Below are 15,933 nucleotides of genomic sequence, written 5' to 3'. Positions count from 1 at the left end.
AAAGCCGCGGGTTCCTAGCCCTTGTTTGCGCGCACCTGCTGCAGCGCCGGCTGCCCCTGCAGCAGCAGCGACTCCAGCAGCAGGCCGGCGTTCAGCGGATGCTCGGCATGGCGCGCGGCCTGCTGCAGCACCCGGCTCCACTGGTGCAGCGGCGCCGCCTGCACGCTCTTGGGCAGGCTGGCCGCCGGGAAGAAGCGCGGCGCGGCGCCATGGGCCAGGCACAGCAGGTCGTGGCACAGGCGCTGCATCGCGTCGATCGCGCGCGGCACCGGCCAGTCCGAGATCGCGCTGACCTCGCCGCGCGCCAGCCGGCCGGGCAGCTGCAGCCAGCTGGCCGCCTTCAGCCCCTCCTGGGCCCACAGCAGCGCCTCTTGCGGCCTGCCGCCGGCCGCGGCCAGCAGTACCTCGGGCTGCTCGATGCCCTGCGCGGCCAGCCAGGCCAGGGCCAGGTCTTGCGCCGGCAGGGCCAGCGGCACCGGTTGGCAGCGGCTGCGTATCGTCGGCAGCAGGGCCTCGGGCGCCATGCTGGCCAGCGCGAAGCGCAGCTGGCCGGCGGGCTCCTCCAGGGTCTTCAGCAGCGCATTCGCCGCCACCGTGTTCAGCGCCTCGGCCGGATAGACCACCACCACCTTGGCGCGCCCGCGCGCCGGCGTGGTCTGGGCGAAGGACAGCATCGCGCGCACCGCGTCGATCTTGATCTCGCGGCTCGGCTTGCTCTTGCTTTCCTTGGTGCTCGCGCCCTCGCCCTCCTCGGCCGCCCAGCCCAGCGGCTCGCGCAGCGCATCGGGCAGGAGGATCTGGAAGTCTGGGTGGGTGCGCGAATGGAACAGCTTGCAAGCGCCGCAATGGCCGCAGGCCCAGCGCGTGTCCGGCTGCGGGTCCTCGCACAGCCAGGCCTGGGCCAGCAGCAGGGCCAGGTCGAACTGGCCGACGCCGGCCGGCCCCTGCACCAGCAGCGCATGCGAGCGGGCATGGGCCAGGGCTTGGTTCAGCGGCTCCGCCAACCAGGGCAGATCCAGGCTTGGCGTCACCATCCGCGCGCCTCCAGCGCGGCCGCCACCTGGGCCGCCACGGCCTCGATGCTGCCGCTGGCGTCGATGCGCACGAAGCGCTGCGGCGCCTGCGCGGCGCGCGCGGCATAGCCGGCGCGTACGCGCTCGAAGAAGCCCAGGTCCTGCTGCTCGAAGCGGTCCGCCTCGCGCGCGGCGGCGCGGCGTTGTGCGGCCTGCTCGGCCGGCAGGTCGAACCACAGGGTCAGGTCGGGCTGGCGGCCCTCGAGCACCCATTGCTCCAGGGTGCCCAGCACGGCCAGGTCCATGCCGCGGCCATGGCCCTGGTAGGCGAAGCTGGCATCGGCAAAACGGTCGCAGACCACGGTCTTGCCGGCGGCCAGCGCCGGCTCGATGACCTTGACCAGATGGTCGCGCCGGCCGGCGAACACCAGCAGGGCCTCGGTCAGATGGTCCATGCCGCTGTGCAGGAACAGGCCGCGCAGGGTCTCGGCCAGCGGCGTGCCGCCGGGTTCGCGGGTGGTGACGAGGTCGGCACCGCGCGCGCGCAGGCGGGCGCAGACGGCCTCGATATGGGTCGACTTGCCGGCACCGTCGATGCCTTCAAAGGTGATGAAACGGGCGCTGCTCACGGGAGGGGATGCCACGGCTACTTCTGGCCGCGCTGGTATTTGTTGACCGCGCGATTATGCGCGGCCAGGTCTTCGCTGAACTCGCTGCTGCCGTCGCCGCGGGCGACGAAGTACAGGGCGCGACTGGTCGCCGGATGCACGGTGGCCTGCAGCGAGGCCATGCCGGGCATCGCGATCGGCGTCGGCGGCAGGCCGGCGCGGGTGTAGGTGTTGTGCGGCGTGTCGGTCTGCAGGTCGCGCTTGCGCAGATTGCCGTCGAAGGCCTCGCCCAGGCCGTAGATCACCGTCGGGTCGGTCTGCAGCGGCATGCCGATCTTCAGCCGGTTGACGAAGACCGCGGCGACCAGGCCGCGGTCGGCCGCGGTGCCGGTCTCCTTTTCGACGATCGAGGCCAGCACCAGGGCCTCGGCCGCGCTCTTCAGCGGCAGGCCCTCGGCGCGGCCGGCCCAGGCCGCGTCCAGGCGCCGCTGCATCGCCGCGTGGGCGCGCTTCATCACGGTCAGGTCGCTGACGCCGCGGCTGAAGGCATAGGTGTCGGGAAAGAAGGCGCCCTCGGCCGGCTGGCCCGGTGCGCCCAGCGCGCTCATGATCTCGGCCTCGCTGAGGCCGGCCGTCGTGGCCTTCAGACTCGGCGCCTTGGCCAGCGCGGCGCGGAACTGGCGGAAGGTCCAGCCCTCGATCAGGCGCACCGCCTCCAGCACCTCGTCGCCCCTGACCATCTTGTCCAGCAGCTCGCGCGGCGTCGCGCCCTGGTGGATCTCGTAGCTGCCGGCGCGGATCTGGCGCGCCTGACCGGACCAGCGAAACCATTGGTAGAGCAGGCGCGCGTCGGTGTCCACGCCGGCCGCGACCCAGGCCAGCGCCACCTGCTGCGGCGCGGTGCCGGGTTCGATCGACAGCTCGACCGAGGGCTTGTGCAGGCTCAGCGGCTGGCCCAGCCACCACCAGGCCCCGCCCGCGGCGGCGCCGGCCGCCAGCAGGCCGAGCGCCAGCAGCCAGGCCAGCGCGCCCAGCAGGCTTCCCGACTGTTTCTTTCCGTTCTTTCTGCTGCGACCCAAGACCCGATGCCCCCAAGGTGATGCGGGCGCTGATGATAATCGGCCCATGAGCACCGATTCCCATCCGCTTTCTTCGTCTTCCACCCTCGTCCCGGGCGGCGCGCTGCGCCTGGCCGATTGGGGCGTGATCAGCGCCCGCGGCGAGGAAGCCGCCAAGTTCCTGCATGGCCAGCTGACCCAGGACCTGGTGCTGCAGAGCACCGAGCAGGCCCGGCTGGCCGGCTACTGCTCGGCCAAGGGCCGCCTGCTCGCGACCCTGCTGGCCGTCAAGACCGGTGCCGACGAACTGCTGCTGGCCCTGCCGGCCGAGCTGCTGGCGCCGACCCTGAAGCGCCTGTCGATGTTCGTGCTGCGTGCCAAGTGCAAGCTGGCCGATGCCAGCGCCGAATTGGCCGTCTGGGGCCTGGCCGGCGAGGCCGCACGCGCCTGGCTCGGCGAAGCCGCACCGGCCGCGGTCTGGGGCGTGACGCAGCGCGACGGTGCCCGCGTCGTGCGCCTGCCCGATGGCGCGAACGCCCTGCCCCGCTACCTGCTGCTGCAGGGCACCGCGGCCGCGGCACCGGACCTGCCCGCGCTGGACGCGGCCGACTGGTCCTGGGCCGAGGTCGAGGCCGGCCTGGCCTGGGTGCGCCAGCCCACCGTCGAGCAGTTCGTGCCGCAGATGCTGAACCTGGAGCTGCTGGGCGGCGTCAACTTCCAGAAGGGCTGCTACCCCGGCCAGGAGGTCGTCGCGCGCAGCCAGTACCGCGGCACGATCAAGCGCCGCACCTTCCTGTTCGCCACCGAGGACGCGCCGGCGCCGCAGGTCGGCCAGGAGCTGTTCCACAGCGCCGACCCCGGCCAGCCGGCCGGCCTGGTCGCCGCGGCGGCGCAACGCGGCGGGCGCGGCCTGCTGCTGGCCGAGGTCAAGCTGGCGGCGCTGGACGAGGGCAGCCTGCACCTGGGCGCCGCCGACGGCCCGCGCCTGGCGCCGCAGCCCATGCCCTACCTGGTCGGCGAGCCGCAGTGAGCAAGGTGGAGCTGTTCGTCTACTACCGCCTGCGCGCCGTCGATGTCGACGCCGCGCGCAGTGCCTTCGAGGACGCCCGCGCCGGCCGCCCGTTGCGCCTGCTGCAGCGTCAGGACGCCGATCCCAGCCTGCTGACCTGGATGGAGATCTATCCCGCCGCGCAGGTCGATGCCGAGCCGGCCGTCGCCGCGGCGATGTCCGCCTTCGTGCAAGGCCTGCGGCACCGCGAGGTCTTCGAGCCCCTGCTGCCAGGCTGAACAGCAGCAGCATCGAGGAAAGAGGGACCAAAGTCACTGGAAGGTGTGAGACCAAGCGGATCAACTGCTGGCTCTTCGCACTTCTGAACTGGTGACTGCAATGTTCCCCAAAGAGTTCTATATCGTGCCCGAGGAGGTCTTCCGCCTCGGCAATGCCCACAGCGCAAGGCTGTCGCATGTGCGCCCGGTCGATGTCAACACCGACAAGCCGGGCCATTTCTGCATCGCGCCCACCGTTAATATGCCTCTCGACAAATACAAAGGGCTACTTGAGGAGTTGGCATTGAAGGCGACACGGGTCTTTCAAAAGCCAGGAAAGCAGGCATGAAGAAACTCACTGTAGAACTTCTGGAATGGGAAGCGCGGCTTCTTCTTGAGTCATTAGCCGAACTCGATGCGAAATGGGCCAAGATCTGCGAGACCTCGGATGATCCCGACGAGGTTGCCGACTATGGCAATGACTTGATCCAGCTGCGTCTGACCAGGGACGCGCTGCAAGAACAAGCCATCGCCGCCTTTGGCCCCGGCGTCACCAATTTCGACCGCACCCCGCTCTGACGCTGGCCTTCGCAGCTCCTTGTCGGTGGCCGATGAGGCCCGGTCCCCTTTCCTCCTCAAGACTTCGTGCCTTCCCACTCTTAAGAAAACAGCGGAGACCAAGCAACGATGCAACAAGCCGCGATGCCTAGTCCGGATGCACTCGCCGGCCTGCGCGTGATCGAGATGGGCCAGCTGATCGCCGGCCCCTTCGCCGGCAAGACCTTGGGCGACTTCGGTGCCGAGGTGATCAAGATCGAGGCTCCTAGCGGCGGCGATCCGCTGCGCAGCTGGCGCATGCTGGACGCCGGCGGCACCTCGGTCTGGTGGCAGGTGCAGTCGCGCAACAAGCGCTCGCTGGCGCTAGATCTGCGCGAGGCCGAGGGCCAGGCCATCGCACGGCGCCTGATCGCCGAGGCCGATGTGCTGATCGAGAACTTCCGCCCCGGCACCCTGGAGGGCTGGGGCCTGGGCTACGAGGAGCTCGCCAAGCTCAACCCCGGCCTGGTGATGCTGCGCATCTCGGGCTATGGCCAGAGCGGGCCCTACCGCGACCGGCCCGGCTTCGGCGTGATCGGCGAGGCGATGGGCGGGCTGCGGCATCTGACCGGCGAGCCGGGCAAGGTGCCGGTGCGCTGCGGCGTCTCGATCGGCGACACGCTGGCCGCGCTGCATGGGGTGATCGGCGTGCTGACCGCGCTCTACCACCGCAAGGTCAACGGCGGGCGCGGTCAGGTGATCGACGTCGCGCTGCACGAGGCGGTGTTCAATGTGATGGAGAGCCTGATCCCCGAGTACGGCGCCTTCGGCGCGGTGCGCGAGGCGGCCGGCAGCGCCCTGCCCGGCATCGCACCGAGCAATGCCTACCGCTGCCGCGACGGCTATGTGCTGGTGGCCGGCAATGGCGACAGCATCTTCAAGCGCCTGATGACGGCGATCGGCCGCGCCGACCTGGCCGCCGATGCGCAGCTGGCCAACAACGTCGGCCGCGTCGCGCGCGTGGCCGAGATCGATGCCGCGATCCAGGCCTGGACCGAGCCGCTGAGCGTTGCCGAGGTGCTGGAGCGCCTGGCCCCGGTGGGCGTGCCGGCCGGCAAGGTCTACACCGCGCGCGACATCGCCGAGGACCCGCATTACCGCGCCCGCGACATGCTGCTGACGCAGCGCACCCAGAGCGGCGAGGAGCTGCTGGTGCCGGGCATCGTGCCCAAGCTGCTGGGCACGCCCGGCGGCCTGCACCGCGCCGCGCCAACCCTGGGCGGCGACACCGATGCGGTGCTGCGCGAGGTCGGCCTCAGCGAGGCGCAGATCGCGGCGCTGCGCGAGCGCGGCGTCGTGGCCTAGGCCGCCCCGCGCAGCAGCAGCGCGCCATCGCCGCGCGCCGCGCTGGGCGGGTGGCCGATGATGCGCTTGAAGGCGCGGCTGAACGAGGCCTCGGAGTCGTAGCCCAGGCGGTCGGCCGCGACCGCGACGCGCATGCCCTCCTGCGCGATCCAGTGGCGCGCCTGGAACATCTTGATCTTGGCCACATACTTGGCCGGGCTCTCGCCCATGGTGCGGGTGAAGGCCTCGGCGAAGCGCGAGCGCGAGGCGCCCATCACGTCGGCCAGCATCGGCACGTCCCAGTCGCGCTCCGGATCGGCATGGATGGCCGCGATCACCTTGCCGATCTTGGGGCAGCGCACCGCGGCGATCCAGCCGGTGGCGTCGCTGCAGCCGCATTCGACCCAGGCGCGGATGATGCTGGCCGCCAGCGCGTCGGCCAGGCGCGCCAGGATGCCGCAGGCGCCGATACGGTCCAGCGCCACCTCGCGCTCCATCGCCTCCAGCAGGGCCGGCACCGTCGGGTCGCGCCGCGCCAGGTTCCCGGCCACCAGCACCTCCGGCATCATCGTCATCAGCGGATGCAGCGGATCCAGGTTGAAGCGCAGCGCGCCGCAGAACATCATGTCCGGCGCCAGCGCGAGCGTCGGCTCTGCGCCGGTCACGGCCAGCGGCTGGCCGATATGGCTGTCGCGCGCCTCGGCGCCGACCAGGTAGATGTTCTCCGACACCGCGACCTTCGCCAGCGAATCGATGTCCACCGCCGGCACCTCGGGCGAGCTGGCCATGATGTGGAAGCTGCCGCGCGGCAGCAGCACCGCATCGCCGGGCTTCAGATGCACCCAGTCGTCGGTCTGGGTGCGCAGCCAGCAGCCGCCGCTGCCGACGAAATGAAAGCGCGCCGAGCGCTGCGCCGGAAAGGCCACCGCCCAGGGCGCGCGCATCTCGCAGCGCCCGTACTCGACCCCGTCCAGGCGCAGGCCCAGCAGGATCTGCGTCAGCATGTCGCGCCGGTCCTTGTTGGGCTCGCGCGCGGCGGGCGTGGGAGAGGCAGGGATCGATGCGTCGGACAAAAAGTCAAGCATTTCGGCTTTTTCGGCATTGGAGCGCCGGGATCTTATCCATAAGCTGAGACCCAAGTTCATCACCCGGTTTATTAACAACGTGTCCTCACCTTCCAGTTCCTGCTGCGCCGACCGTCTCGAGGCCGGCGCCCCGCCCGCTGCCGCGGCATCCCAACCCGCAGCTCCCGCCACCACCGACAAGGCCCTGTGGCCCGCCGTCTTCTCGCTGACCCTGGGCGTGTTCGGCCTGGTGACGGCCGAGTTCCTGCCGGCCAGCCTGCTGACCGCGATGGCCAGCGACCTGCAGATCAGCGACGGCGCGGCCGGCCAGGCGGTCACCGCCACCGCCCTGGTCGGCGCGGTGGCCGCGCCCTCGATCCCGCTGTTGACCCGGCGCCTGGACCGCCGGCTGGTGATGCTGGCGCTGACCCTGCTGCTGGTGATCTCCAACGCGCTGGCGGCCACCGCCAGCAACCTAACGGTGCTGCTGGTGGCGCGCGTGCTGCTGGGCATCGCGCTGGGCGGCTTCTGGTCGATGTCGGCCGCGCTGGCGATGCGCCTGGTGCCCGAGGCGCTGTTCGCCCGCGCCATGTCCTTCATCCTGACCGGGGTCTCGGTGGCCACGGTGGGCGCCGCGCCGATCGGCGCCTGGATGGGCGATCTATGGGGCTGGCGCAGCGCCTTCATCGCGGCCGGCGTGGTCAGCGTCCTGACCCTCTTGGTGCAGTTCCTGGCGCTGCCGCCCCTGCCGCCGCGCGACAAGCCGAACCTGCGCGTGCTGGGCGAGCTGCTGACGCGGCCGCCGGTGCGCGTCGCGCTGCTGGCCGTGCTGCTGGTGATCTCCGGGCATTTCGCCGGCTTCACCTACATCCGGCCGCTGATGGAGCAGATCACCCAGCTCTCGGTCGGCGCGATCACCGCGGTGCTGCTGGGCTATGGCATCGGCGGCTTCTTCGGCAACTTCGCCGGCGGCTGGATTGCCGGGCGCAGCGAGCGCCATGCGATCGTCGCCGGCGGCGCCTTGATCGCGCTGCTGGCCGCCACCCTGCTGCTGGCCGGCAGCTCGCTGCTGGTGACCGCGATCGCGGTGCCGCTGTGGGGCTTTGCCTTCGGCGCCTTCCCGGTCGGCTTCCAGACCTGGATCGTGCGCGCCGCGCCGGACCAGGCCGAGGGCGCCGGCGGCCTGCTGGTCGCGGCCTTCCAGATCGCGATCGCCAGCGGTGCGATCGGCGGCGGCCTGCTGGTCGACCATATGGGCGCCCTGGGCGGCCCCGCCTTCGCGGTGGTCGCGATCACCCTGGGCAGCCTGCTGACCCTGCGCCATGGCCCGCGACCCCTGCGTGCCTGAAACCCGGAGACCCTCATGAACATCACTCAGCTGCCAACCGTCAACCGCCGCATCACCCTGGCCGAACGCCCGCAGGGCCTGCCCGAGGCGCAGCGCCATTTCCGCCTCGACGAGCAGCCGCGCCCCGAGCCGGCCGAGGGCCAGGTCTTGCTGCGCACCCTGTACCTCTCGCTCGATCCCTATATGCGCAACCTGATGGATGAGGTCGGCCCCGGCTATGCGCCGGTGGTCGAACTCGGCGCGACGATGGTGGGCGGCACGGTCAGCCGGGTCGTCGCCTCGCGCCACCCGCGCTTTGCGGTCGGCGAGCTGGTGCTGGCCAATGCCGGCTGGCAGGACTATGCGCTCTCCGACGGCGCGGACCTGCAGCCGCTGGGCGACCTGCCCCAGCCCTCGCGGGCGCTGGGCGGCCTGGGCATGCCGGGCTTCACCGCCTATGTGGGCCTGCTGGACATCGGTCAGCCCAAGCCGGGCGAGACCGTGGTGGTGGCCGCGGCCACCGGCGCGGTCGGCGCCGTGGTGGGCCAGCTGGCCAGGCTCAAGGGCGCGCGCGTGGTCGGCATCGTCGGCGGGGCCGACAAGCAGCGCTATGCGCTGGAGGAGCTGGGCTTCGACGCCTGCCTGGACCGCCGCGACCCGCGCTTCGCCGAGCAACTGGCCGCGGCCTGCCCACAGGGCATCGACGTCTATTTCGAGAACGTCGGCGGCGCGGTGTTCGACGCGGTGCTGCCGCTGCTGAACATCGGCGCGCGGGTGCCGGTCTGCGGCTTCATCGCCCATTACAACGAGGGTGACGATGAAGCGGCCGCCGGCCCGGACCGCCTGCCGCGCCTGGTGGCCACCCTGCTGCAAAAGCGCATCCGCATGCAGGGCTTCATCATCCTCGACCATTACGGCGCGCGCTTCGAGGACTTCCGCCGCGAGATGAGCCAATGGCTGGCCGAGGGCCGCATCAAGCTGCGCGAGGATCTGGTCGAGGGTCTGGAGAACGCCCCCGCCGCCTTCCGCGGCCTGCTGGAGGGCCGCAACTTCGGCAAGCTGGTGGTGCGGGTGGCGCAGGACTGATCGCGGGCATGACCTGCCTCCCCAAGCGTGAGACTCCCTTGCCGCTGCACCGCGCCCTGCCCCGCTGATCCTGGCCCTGCTCGGCATCGCCGCCGGGGCGCGGGATCCGGCGCCACCCGGGCGGGTCGAGCGCCGGCTGTTCCTGTTCAGCGACGAGCAGCGCGAGTCGCTGAACATCGGTGGCGTGGCCTATAGGGTGGCCAAGAAACCGTGATCCAATCGCGGCCCTTTTAAATTCACTCGACCGCTTGCATGTCCGACGCCTCTTCCCTGCGCATCCGCCGCGCCACCCTGCAAGACCTGACCCCGGTCGCCGCGCTGTTCGACGCCTACCGGCAGTTCTACGAGCAGCCGGCTGACCTCGCGCTGGCCACGGCCTTCATCGAGGCGCGGCTGCGCCATGACGAGTCGGTGATCCTGGTTGCCGAGGCTTTGGAAGGCGGCCCGCTGCTGGGCTTCTGCCAGCTCTACCCGACCTTCTGCTCGGTGGAGGCGCGGCCGATCTACAGCCTCTACGACCTGTTCGTTGCACCGGCGGGGCGCCGCGGCGGCGTGGGGCGCTCGCTGCTACTGGCCGCCGAGGATCAAGCCCGCGCCGCCGGCATGGCCCGCATGGACCTGACCACGGCCAAGACCAATCGGCCGGCGCAGTCGCTGTACGAATCGCTAGCCTGGCAGCGCGACGAGGTGTTCTACGCCTACAACCGCCGCATCGACGCGGCGGCATAGGTGACGGGCGCGCTACAGCGCCCGCACCATCTCCACATGCTGGATGCCGGCCTCCTCGAAGACCGGGCCGCGGCGCTGGAAGCCGGCGCGGGTATAAAAAACCTCGGCCGACAGTTGCGCATGCAGCAGCACCTCGCGGTAGCCATGGTCGCGGCCCGCCTGCATCAGCGCCTCCAGCACCTCGCGGCCGACCCGGCTTCCGCGCATCGGTGCCAGCACGGCCATGCGGCCGATCTTGGCCACGCCGGGCACATGCTCCAGCAGCCGCCCGGTGGCCAGCGGCCGGCCCAGGCGGTTGCAGGCCAGCGCATGCAGGCAGCCGGCATCGGCGCTGTCCCATTCCATCTCGGCCGGGATCTTCTGCTCGTCGATGAACACCGCCTGGCGGATGCGCCCGGCCTGCTCGCCCAGCTCGGCCCAGGCCCCGACCCGCACCTGGGCCATCGCCTCGCCGCGCTCGAAGGCCTGCAGCAGCTCGCGCAGCCCGGTGGGCACCGGCTTGGGCTGGCGCGTCGTCGCGTCGGCGAACACATAGACCAGCTCGCCGAACACCAGGCAATCCTCGCCGCGGAACACCGCGCAGCGCAGGCTCATCGAGCTGTTGCCGATGCGCTCGCAGCGCACGCCGACCTCCAGCAGCTCGTCATAGCGCGCGGCGTCCAGGTACTCCAGGGTGGCCTTGCGCACGAACAGATCGCCGCCCAGGTCCTGCATGGTCTGGGCATAAGGCAGGGCCAGCGCGCGCCAGTAGCCGCCCACCGCGGTGTCGAAATAGGTCAGGTAATGGCCGTTGAAGACGATCTGCTGCGCATCGATCTCGGCCCAGCGCACGCGCAGGCGCTCGAAGAAGCGGAAATCGGCGCGGCGCGGCTGGGCGGTGGGGCTGGGGTGGGTCATGGCTTGTCGAACAGCGCTTGTTTGAGGGCCAGGCCGCAGGCCTCCAGCGCCTGCAGCGCCTCGGGGATCTGACGGCCCATCTTGATGAAGTCGTGGGTGACGCCGCGGTACAGCTCCAGCTGCACCGCGTTGCCGGCGGCGCGCAGCGCGTCGGCATAGGCCACACCCTCGTCGACCAGCGGATCGCATTCGGCCAGCACCAGGCAGGTGGGCGCCAGCTCGTCGAAGCTCTCGGCCTCCAGCGGGGCGAAGCGCCAGTCGCGTTTGTGGTGGTGCTCGATGTAATGGTCGAAGAACCAGGCGATATTGGCCGCGTCGAGCAGAAAGCCGTTGGCGAACAGCTTGTGCGAGGGCGTGTCGGCATGGGCGGTGGTGCCGGGCGTGATCAGCAGCTGCAGCGCCAGCGGTAGCCCGATGTCGCGCGCATGCAGCGCGGCCACCGCGGCCAGGGTGCCGCCGGCGCTGTCGCCGCCGACCGCCAGGCGCCGGCGGTCCAGCCCCAGACCCTCGGCCGCCTCGGCCAGCCAGCTCAGCGCGGCCCAGCTGTCGTCTACCGCGGCCGGGAAGCGGTGGTCCGGCGCCAGCCGGTAGTCCAGCGCGACCACCGCCGCGCCGCTGCGCAGCGCCAGCTGGCGGCACAGGCTGTCATGCGTCTCCAGGCTGCCGATCGTGAAACCGCCGCCATGGAAATACAGCAGCGCCGGCAGCAGCGGTGCTTCCTCACGGGTCTGCGGCGCATACAGGCGCGCCGCCAGCTCGCCGCCCGGGCCGGGCAGGCGCAGGTTCTCGACCCGCGGCAGCGCTGCGCGCGGCAGGTCCAGGATCTCGGCCCCCATCAGATAGGCGATGCGCGCCTGCTTGGGCGTCAGGCTGTGGAACGGGGGGCGGTGGGCGCGGTGGATGCGCTCCAGGACACCGGCCATGCGCGGTGTCAACAAGGTGCTACTCAACGGGAACTCCAGCGGGTTACGCTCGGGAACATAACGGCGCGCAGTGTGCCAGATTGCTCACCCCCTACGCGCTTCGCGCGCCCCCTCGAGGGGGCACGCCCATCGGACCGGCCGAGCCGGATCCCCGGGCGTCGCCTCCATCGAGACCGGTTGCTGCGAGCGTAACGGTAGATAAGGAGACCCTCGACATGGCCCTGATCCAGTACCTGACCCAGATCCAGCTCGACTTCGGCGCCGTGGCGCTGCTGCCGCAGGAATGCGAGCGGGTCGGCATCCGCAAGCCCCTGGTGGTCAGCGATGCCGGGGTGCGCGCCGCCGGCGTGCTGGATCAGGCGCTGGCCGCCTTTGGCAGCGCGGGCGCTCTGCCAGTTTTCGACGCCACGCCGCCGAACCCGACCGAGGCGGCGGTGCGCGAGGCCACCGCCCTGTGCCGCCGGCTCGGCTGCGACGGGCTGATCGCGGTCGGCGGCGGCTCCAGCATGGACCTGGCCAAGGGCGTCGCGATCGCCGCGACGCATGAGGGCCCGCTGAAGACCTACGCGACGATCGAGGGCGGCAGCCCGAAGATCGGCACATCGGTGCTGCCGCTGATCGCCGTGCCGACCACGGCCGGCACCGGCTCCGAGGTGGCGCGCGGCGCGATCATCATCGTCGACGACGGCCGCAAGCTGGGCTTCCACAGCTGGGAGTTGCTGCCCAAGGCGGCGATCTGCGACCCGGAGCTGACGCTGGCCCTGCCGCCGCTGCTGACCGCGGCCACCGGCATGGACGCGATCGCGCATTGCATGGAAACCTTCATGTCGGCGGCGGTCAACCCACCGGCCGACGGCATCGCCTGGGAGGGCTTGCGCCGCGGCTGGGCCCACATCGAGCGCGCCACCCGCGACGGCGCCAGCGACCGCGAAGCGCGCTGGCAGATGATGAGCGCCAGCATGCAGGGCGCGATGGCCTTCCAGAAGGGCCTGGGCTGCGTGCATTCGCTGAGCCACAGCCTGGGCGGGCTGAACCCGCGCCTGCACCATGGCACCCTGAACGCGCTGTTCCTGCCGGCGGTGGTGCGCTTCAACGCCGGCCATGAGAGCCTGCAGCGCGATGCCCGCCTGACCCGCATGGCCCAGGCGATGGGCCTGCCTGGCTGCGACGCCGCCGGCAACGAGATCGCCGAGGCGATCCGGGCCATGAATGCGCGCCTGGGCCTGCCCGTGGGCCTGGCGGCCCTGGGCGTCACGCGCGAGCTGTTCGAGCCGGTGATCGAGCATGCGCTGCTGGATCATTGCCACAAGACCAACCCGCGCCCGGCCAGCGCCGCGGACTACCGCGAGATGCTGGAGGCCTCGCTCTAGCGTATCCAGGGGCAGGTCTTGCCCTCGGCGCTGCCTTATGCAAGCGCGGCACTCGGGTGTTCACAAATCGTTGATGCAGGGATGGCCCAAAGCGGCTACAAGGTTGTCTGCTGTTCCCTTGTAGTTCCCCCTTCATCAACGATAACGACAGGAGTCCCACAATCATGAGTCAACAGGTCCATCGCGTCGCCGTGCTGGTCGGCAGCCTGCGCAAGGATTCGCTGAACCGCAAGCTGGCGCTGGCGCTGAAGGCGCTGGCGCCGCCGAGCCTGCTGCTGGAGATCGCCGAGATCGGCGAGCTGCCGCTCTATAACCAGGACGACGACGCCAACCCGCCGGCGGCCTCGGTGGCCTTCAAGCAGCGGATCAAGGACGCGGACGCGGTGCTGTTCGTCACGCCCGAGTACAACCGCTCGGTGCCGGGCGTGCTGAAGAACGCGATCGACATCGCTTCGCGCCCCTATGGCCAGAGCGCCTGGGACGGCAAGCCGGGCGCCATCGTCAGCCTCTCGCCCGGCGCGATCGGCGCCTTCGGCGCCAACCACCATCTGCGCCAGTCGCTGGTGTTCCTGAACGTGCCGCTGCTGCAGCAGCCCGAGGCCTATGTCGGCGGCGCCGGTGAGCTGTTCGACGCCAACGGCGCGATCGCCAAGCCCGAGAGCAAGGCCTTCCTGGAGAAGTTCATCAACGCCTTCGCCGCCTGGGTGGAGCGCAACCGCAAGGTCTGACCCTTTCCTGCGGTTAAAAAAATCTCTTATTCATTGACTTGTGATATTCCCGGCGTGGTCTTGATGGCCTCTGCAAAGAGCCGGGTGGCGCCGGGACGCGGGCATGCGCAATTGCTCCGTGTCCCCCGGGCCGCTTTGCGCGGCCCTCCTCCTTGACCTGTGCAATTGCGCACACCCGCATCCCGGCTCCTCCACCGCAAGTGGTTCGCGGAGAAAGCCAAACGCAGCGCCAAGCAGGAGGGTGGGCGGGCCTGATGCGGAGGTCAAGGAGGAGGCCGCGAAGCGGCCGGGGGACACGTAGCAGCAGGTCTGCCCGCCCTCCTGCGCCCAGATCTTCGCCATCACAGCATCATCAATCAACGCGCAAAGAGCCGAAAAAAAGCCCGCGGCTTTTGGCCGCGGGCCCGTCGACCTCACCGTCTTGTGCCCGGTGGGGTCGAGATCCTTTTCAGCATCAACCGTGCTTGGCGTCGAAGAACTGCTCGTCCTCGGTCGAGCCCTTCAGCGCCGCGGTGGAAGCCTCGGCCTCGATGGTCGTGGTGACCGCGTCGAAATAGCCGGTGCCGACCTCGCGCTGGTGCTTGACCGCGGTGAAGCCGCGCTCGGCGGCGGCGAACTCGGCCTCCTGCAGCTCGACGAAGGCGCTCATATTGTTGCGGGCGTAGCCGTAAGCCAGGTTGAACATCGAGTAGTTCAGGCTGTGGAAGCCGGCCAGGGTGATGAACTGGAACTTGTAGCCCATCGCGCCCAGCTCGCGCTGGAACTTGGCGATGGTCGCGTCGTCCAGGTTCTTCTTCCAGTTGAAGCTGGGCGAGCAGTTGTAGGCCAGCAGCTTGCCGGGGAACTTGGCATGGATCGCGTCGGCGAACTGCTTGGCGAAGGCCAGGTCGGGCTTGCCGGTCTCGCACCAGATCATGTCGGCATAGGGCGCATAGGCCAGGCCGCGGCTGATCGCCTGGTCGATGCCATTGCGGGTGCGGAAGAAGCCCTCGACGGTGCGCTCGCCGGTGCAGAAAGGCTTGTCGTTGTCGTCGATGTCGCTGGTCACCAGATCGCCGGCTTCGGCGTCGGTGCGGGCCAGCAGCACGGTTGGCGTGCCCATCACATCGGCCGCCAGGCGGGCCGCGACCAGCTTGGCCACCGCCTCGCGGCTGGGCACCAGCACCTTGCCACCCATGTGGCCGCATTTCTTGGCGGCGGCCAGCTGGTCCTCGAAATGCACGCCGGCGGCGCCCGCCTCGATCATGGCCTTCATCAGCTCGAAGGCGTTCAGCACGCCGCCGAAGCCGGCCTCGGCGTCGGCCACGATCGGCGCGAAGTAGTCGACCTCGTTCTTGCCCTCGCTCCATTGGATCTCGTCGGCGCGCTTGAAGGTGGCGTTGATCTTCTTGACCACCTTGGGCACCGAGTCCACCGAGTACAGCGACTGGTCGGGGTACATCTCGCCATTGCTGTTGGCGTCGCCGGCGACCTGCCAGCCGGAGAGGTAGATCGCCTTCAGGCCAGCCTTGACCTGCTGCATCGCCTGGTTGCCGGTCAGCGCGCCCAGCGCGTTGATGAAGGGCTCGGTGTTGACCAGGCCCCACAGCTTCTCGGCGCCGCGCTTGGCCAGCGTGTGCTCGATCGCCAGCGAGCCGCGCAGGCGCACCACGTCGGCGGCGCTGTAGCCGCGCTTGATGCCCTTCCAGCGCGGGTTCTCGGCCCAGTCCTTCTCGAGGGCGGCGATCTGCTGTTCACGGGTTTGGGTGCTGCTGCTCATGGTCATGCTCCTGCGGGGTGGTTGGTGGAGGTACAAAAAAACGGCTTGGAATGGCTTCAAGCGTAGTCCTCGTACCGCCCTCGCGGAACTGTTATGTCTTATATAAGACTAAAAATTTTCTCATTTCAAATCAATGGCTTGAAAAGCGAATGCCGGATCATGAAACGATCTTCACCATAATGAGAAAAAATGGCGCGGTGCAGCAAGCGCTGTTTTCACGATTC

At 70.0% G+C, this 15,933-nt stretch carries 17 protein-coding genes; 10 read left to right on the top strand and 7 right to left on the bottom strand.

Going from position 1 to position 15,933, the window contains the following annotated elements:
* Positions 1 to 14: 14 nt before the first annotated feature.
* The 3 genes from holB to mltG are packed head-to-tail and all read right to left on the bottom strand — an operon-like array spanning position 15 to position 2,655.
* On the bottom strand, positions 15 to 1,034 hold the full coding sequence (gene holB, locus G8A07_RS14190) for a DNA polymerase III subunit delta' (protein WP_195792703.1): 1,020 nt from the start codon (positions 1,032 to 1,034) through the stop codon (positions 15 to 17).
* The gene (gene tmk, locus G8A07_RS14185; protein ID WP_195792702.1) at positions 1,028 to 1,642 is read right to left on the bottom strand and encodes a dTMP kinase; all 615 of its coding nucleotides are present in this window, start codon (positions 1,640 to 1,642) and stop codon (positions 1,028 to 1,030) included. The genes holB and tmk overlap by 7 nt, the downstream gene beginning before the upstream one ends.
* A gap of 17 nt (positions 1,643 to 1,659) precedes the next feature.
* Entirely contained in the window at positions 1,660 to 2,655 is a 996-nt protein-coding gene (mltG, locus tag G8A07_RS14180; RefSeq protein ID WP_249937360.1) for an endolytic transglycosylase MltG, read from the bottom strand.
* A gap of 91 nt (positions 2,656 to 2,746) precedes the next feature.
* Between mltG and G8A07_RS14175 the strand changes: the two genes are divergently transcribed.
* The 5 genes from G8A07_RS14175 to G8A07_RS14155 all read left to right on the top strand — a co-directional run bounded on the left by G8A07_RS14175 (position 2,747) and on the right by G8A07_RS14155 (position 5,847).
* Positions 2,747 to 3,709 carry a folate-binding protein YgfZ gene (locus G8A07_RS14175; protein ID WP_195792700.1) on the top strand — a complete coding sequence of 321 codons (963 nt, stop codon included), beginning with the start codon at positions 2,747 to 2,749 and terminating at the stop codon, positions 3,707 to 3,709.
* A complete protein-coding gene (locus G8A07_RS14170; protein ID WP_195792699.1) occupies positions 3,706 to 3,966 on the top strand; it encodes a DUF4936 family protein in 261 nt (86 codons plus the stop codon). Before G8A07_RS14175 ends, G8A07_RS14170 begins: the two co-directional genes overlap by 4 nt.
* 100 nt (positions 3,967 to 4,066) lie before the next feature.
* Complete coding sequence (locus tag G8A07_RS14165) at positions 4,067 to 4,294, top strand: hypothetical protein (protein WP_195792698.1); 228 nt, start codon at positions 4,067 to 4,069, stop codon at positions 4,292 to 4,294.
* Complete coding sequence (locus tag G8A07_RS14160) at positions 4,291 to 4,524, top strand: hypothetical protein (RefSeq protein WP_195792697.1); 234 nt, start codon at positions 4,291 to 4,293, stop codon at positions 4,522 to 4,524. The genes G8A07_RS14165 and G8A07_RS14160 overlap by 4 nt, the downstream gene beginning before the upstream one ends.
* Positions 4,525 to 4,647: 123 nt before the next feature.
* The gene (locus tag G8A07_RS14155) at positions 4,648 to 5,847 is read left to right on the top strand and encodes a CaiB/BaiF CoA transferase family protein (RefSeq protein WP_371816370.1); all 1,200 of its coding nucleotides are present in this window, start codon (positions 4,648 to 4,650) and stop codon (positions 5,845 to 5,847) included.
* Here G8A07_RS14155 and G8A07_RS14150 read toward each other — a convergent pair.
* Positions 5,844 to 6,911 (bottom strand): AraC family transcriptional regulator, encoded by a 1,068-nt coding sequence (locus G8A07_RS14150; protein ID WP_195792695.1) that lies wholly within the window; start codon positions 6,909 to 6,911, stop codon positions 5,844 to 5,846. The two genes, G8A07_RS14155 and G8A07_RS14150, sit on opposite strands and share 4 nt — an antisense overlap.
* A gap of 79 nt (positions 6,912 to 6,990) precedes the next feature.
* Between G8A07_RS14150 and G8A07_RS14145 the strand changes: the two genes are divergently transcribed.
* From G8A07_RS14145 to G8A07_RS14135, 3 genes are all read left to right on the top strand, one after another.
* The gene (locus G8A07_RS14145) at positions 6,991 to 8,238 is read left to right on the top strand and encodes an MFS transporter (RefSeq protein WP_195792694.1); all 1,248 of its coding nucleotides are present in this window, start codon (positions 6,991 to 6,993) and stop codon (positions 8,236 to 8,238) included.
* A 15-nt stretch (positions 8,239 to 8,253) separates the two neighbouring features.
* Positions 8,254 to 9,303 (top strand): NADP-dependent oxidoreductase, encoded by a 1,050-nt coding sequence (locus tag G8A07_RS14140; protein ID WP_195792693.1) that lies wholly within the window; start codon positions 8,254 to 8,256, stop codon positions 9,301 to 9,303.
* Between the two features lie 252 nt (positions 9,304 to 9,555).
* Positions 9,556 to 10,032, top strand: a complete 477-nt coding sequence (locus G8A07_RS14135; protein ID WP_195792692.1) for a GNAT family N-acetyltransferase — start codon at positions 9,556 to 9,558, stop codon at positions 10,030 to 10,032.
* A 12-nt stretch (positions 10,033 to 10,044) separates the two neighbouring features.
* Here the strand turns inward: G8A07_RS14135 and G8A07_RS14130 are convergent, their stop codons facing one another.
* Positions 10,045 to 10,929, bottom strand: a complete 885-nt coding sequence (locus G8A07_RS14130) for a YbgC/FadM family acyl-CoA thioesterase (RefSeq protein WP_195792691.1) — start codon at positions 10,927 to 10,929, stop codon at positions 10,045 to 10,047.
* Positions 10,926 to 11,852 carry an alpha/beta hydrolase gene (locus G8A07_RS14125; RefSeq protein WP_195797772.1) on the bottom strand — a complete coding sequence of 309 codons (927 nt, stop codon included), beginning with the start codon at positions 11,850 to 11,852 and terminating at the stop codon, positions 10,926 to 10,928. The genes G8A07_RS14130 and G8A07_RS14125 overlap by 4 nt, the downstream gene beginning before the upstream one ends.
* 215 nt (positions 11,853 to 12,067) lie before the next feature.
* Between G8A07_RS14125 and G8A07_RS14120 the strand changes: the two genes are divergently transcribed.
* Together G8A07_RS14120 and G8A07_RS14115 are read left to right on the top strand one after the other, a co-directional pair.
* Positions 12,068 to 13,222 carry an iron-containing alcohol dehydrogenase gene (locus tag G8A07_RS14120; protein WP_195792690.1) on the top strand — a complete coding sequence of 385 codons (1,155 nt, stop codon included), beginning with the start codon at positions 12,068 to 12,070 and terminating at the stop codon, positions 13,220 to 13,222.
* A gap of 164 nt (positions 13,223 to 13,386) precedes the next feature.
* On the top strand, positions 13,387 to 13,950 hold the full coding sequence (locus G8A07_RS14115) for an NADPH-dependent FMN reductase (RefSeq protein WP_195792689.1): 564 nt from the start codon (positions 13,387 to 13,389) through the stop codon (positions 13,948 to 13,950).
* Positions 13,951 to 14,404: 454 nt separating this feature from the next.
* On the opposite strand, the gene aceA is transcribed toward G8A07_RS14115, so the two are convergent.
* Positions 14,405 to 15,709 (bottom strand): isocitrate lyase, encoded by a 1,305-nt coding sequence (gene aceA, locus G8A07_RS14110; protein WP_195792688.1) that lies wholly within the window; start codon positions 15,707 to 15,709, stop codon positions 14,405 to 14,407.
* Positions 15,710 to 15,933 lie beyond the last annotated feature (224 nt).

The organism is Roseateles sp. DAIF2 (genome assembly GCF_015624425.1).
Taxonomy (GTDB): Bacteria; Pseudomonadota; Gammaproteobacteria; order Burkholderiales; family Burkholderiaceae_C; genus Kinneretia.
This window is presented reverse-complemented; position numbering and strand designations above follow the sequence as displayed.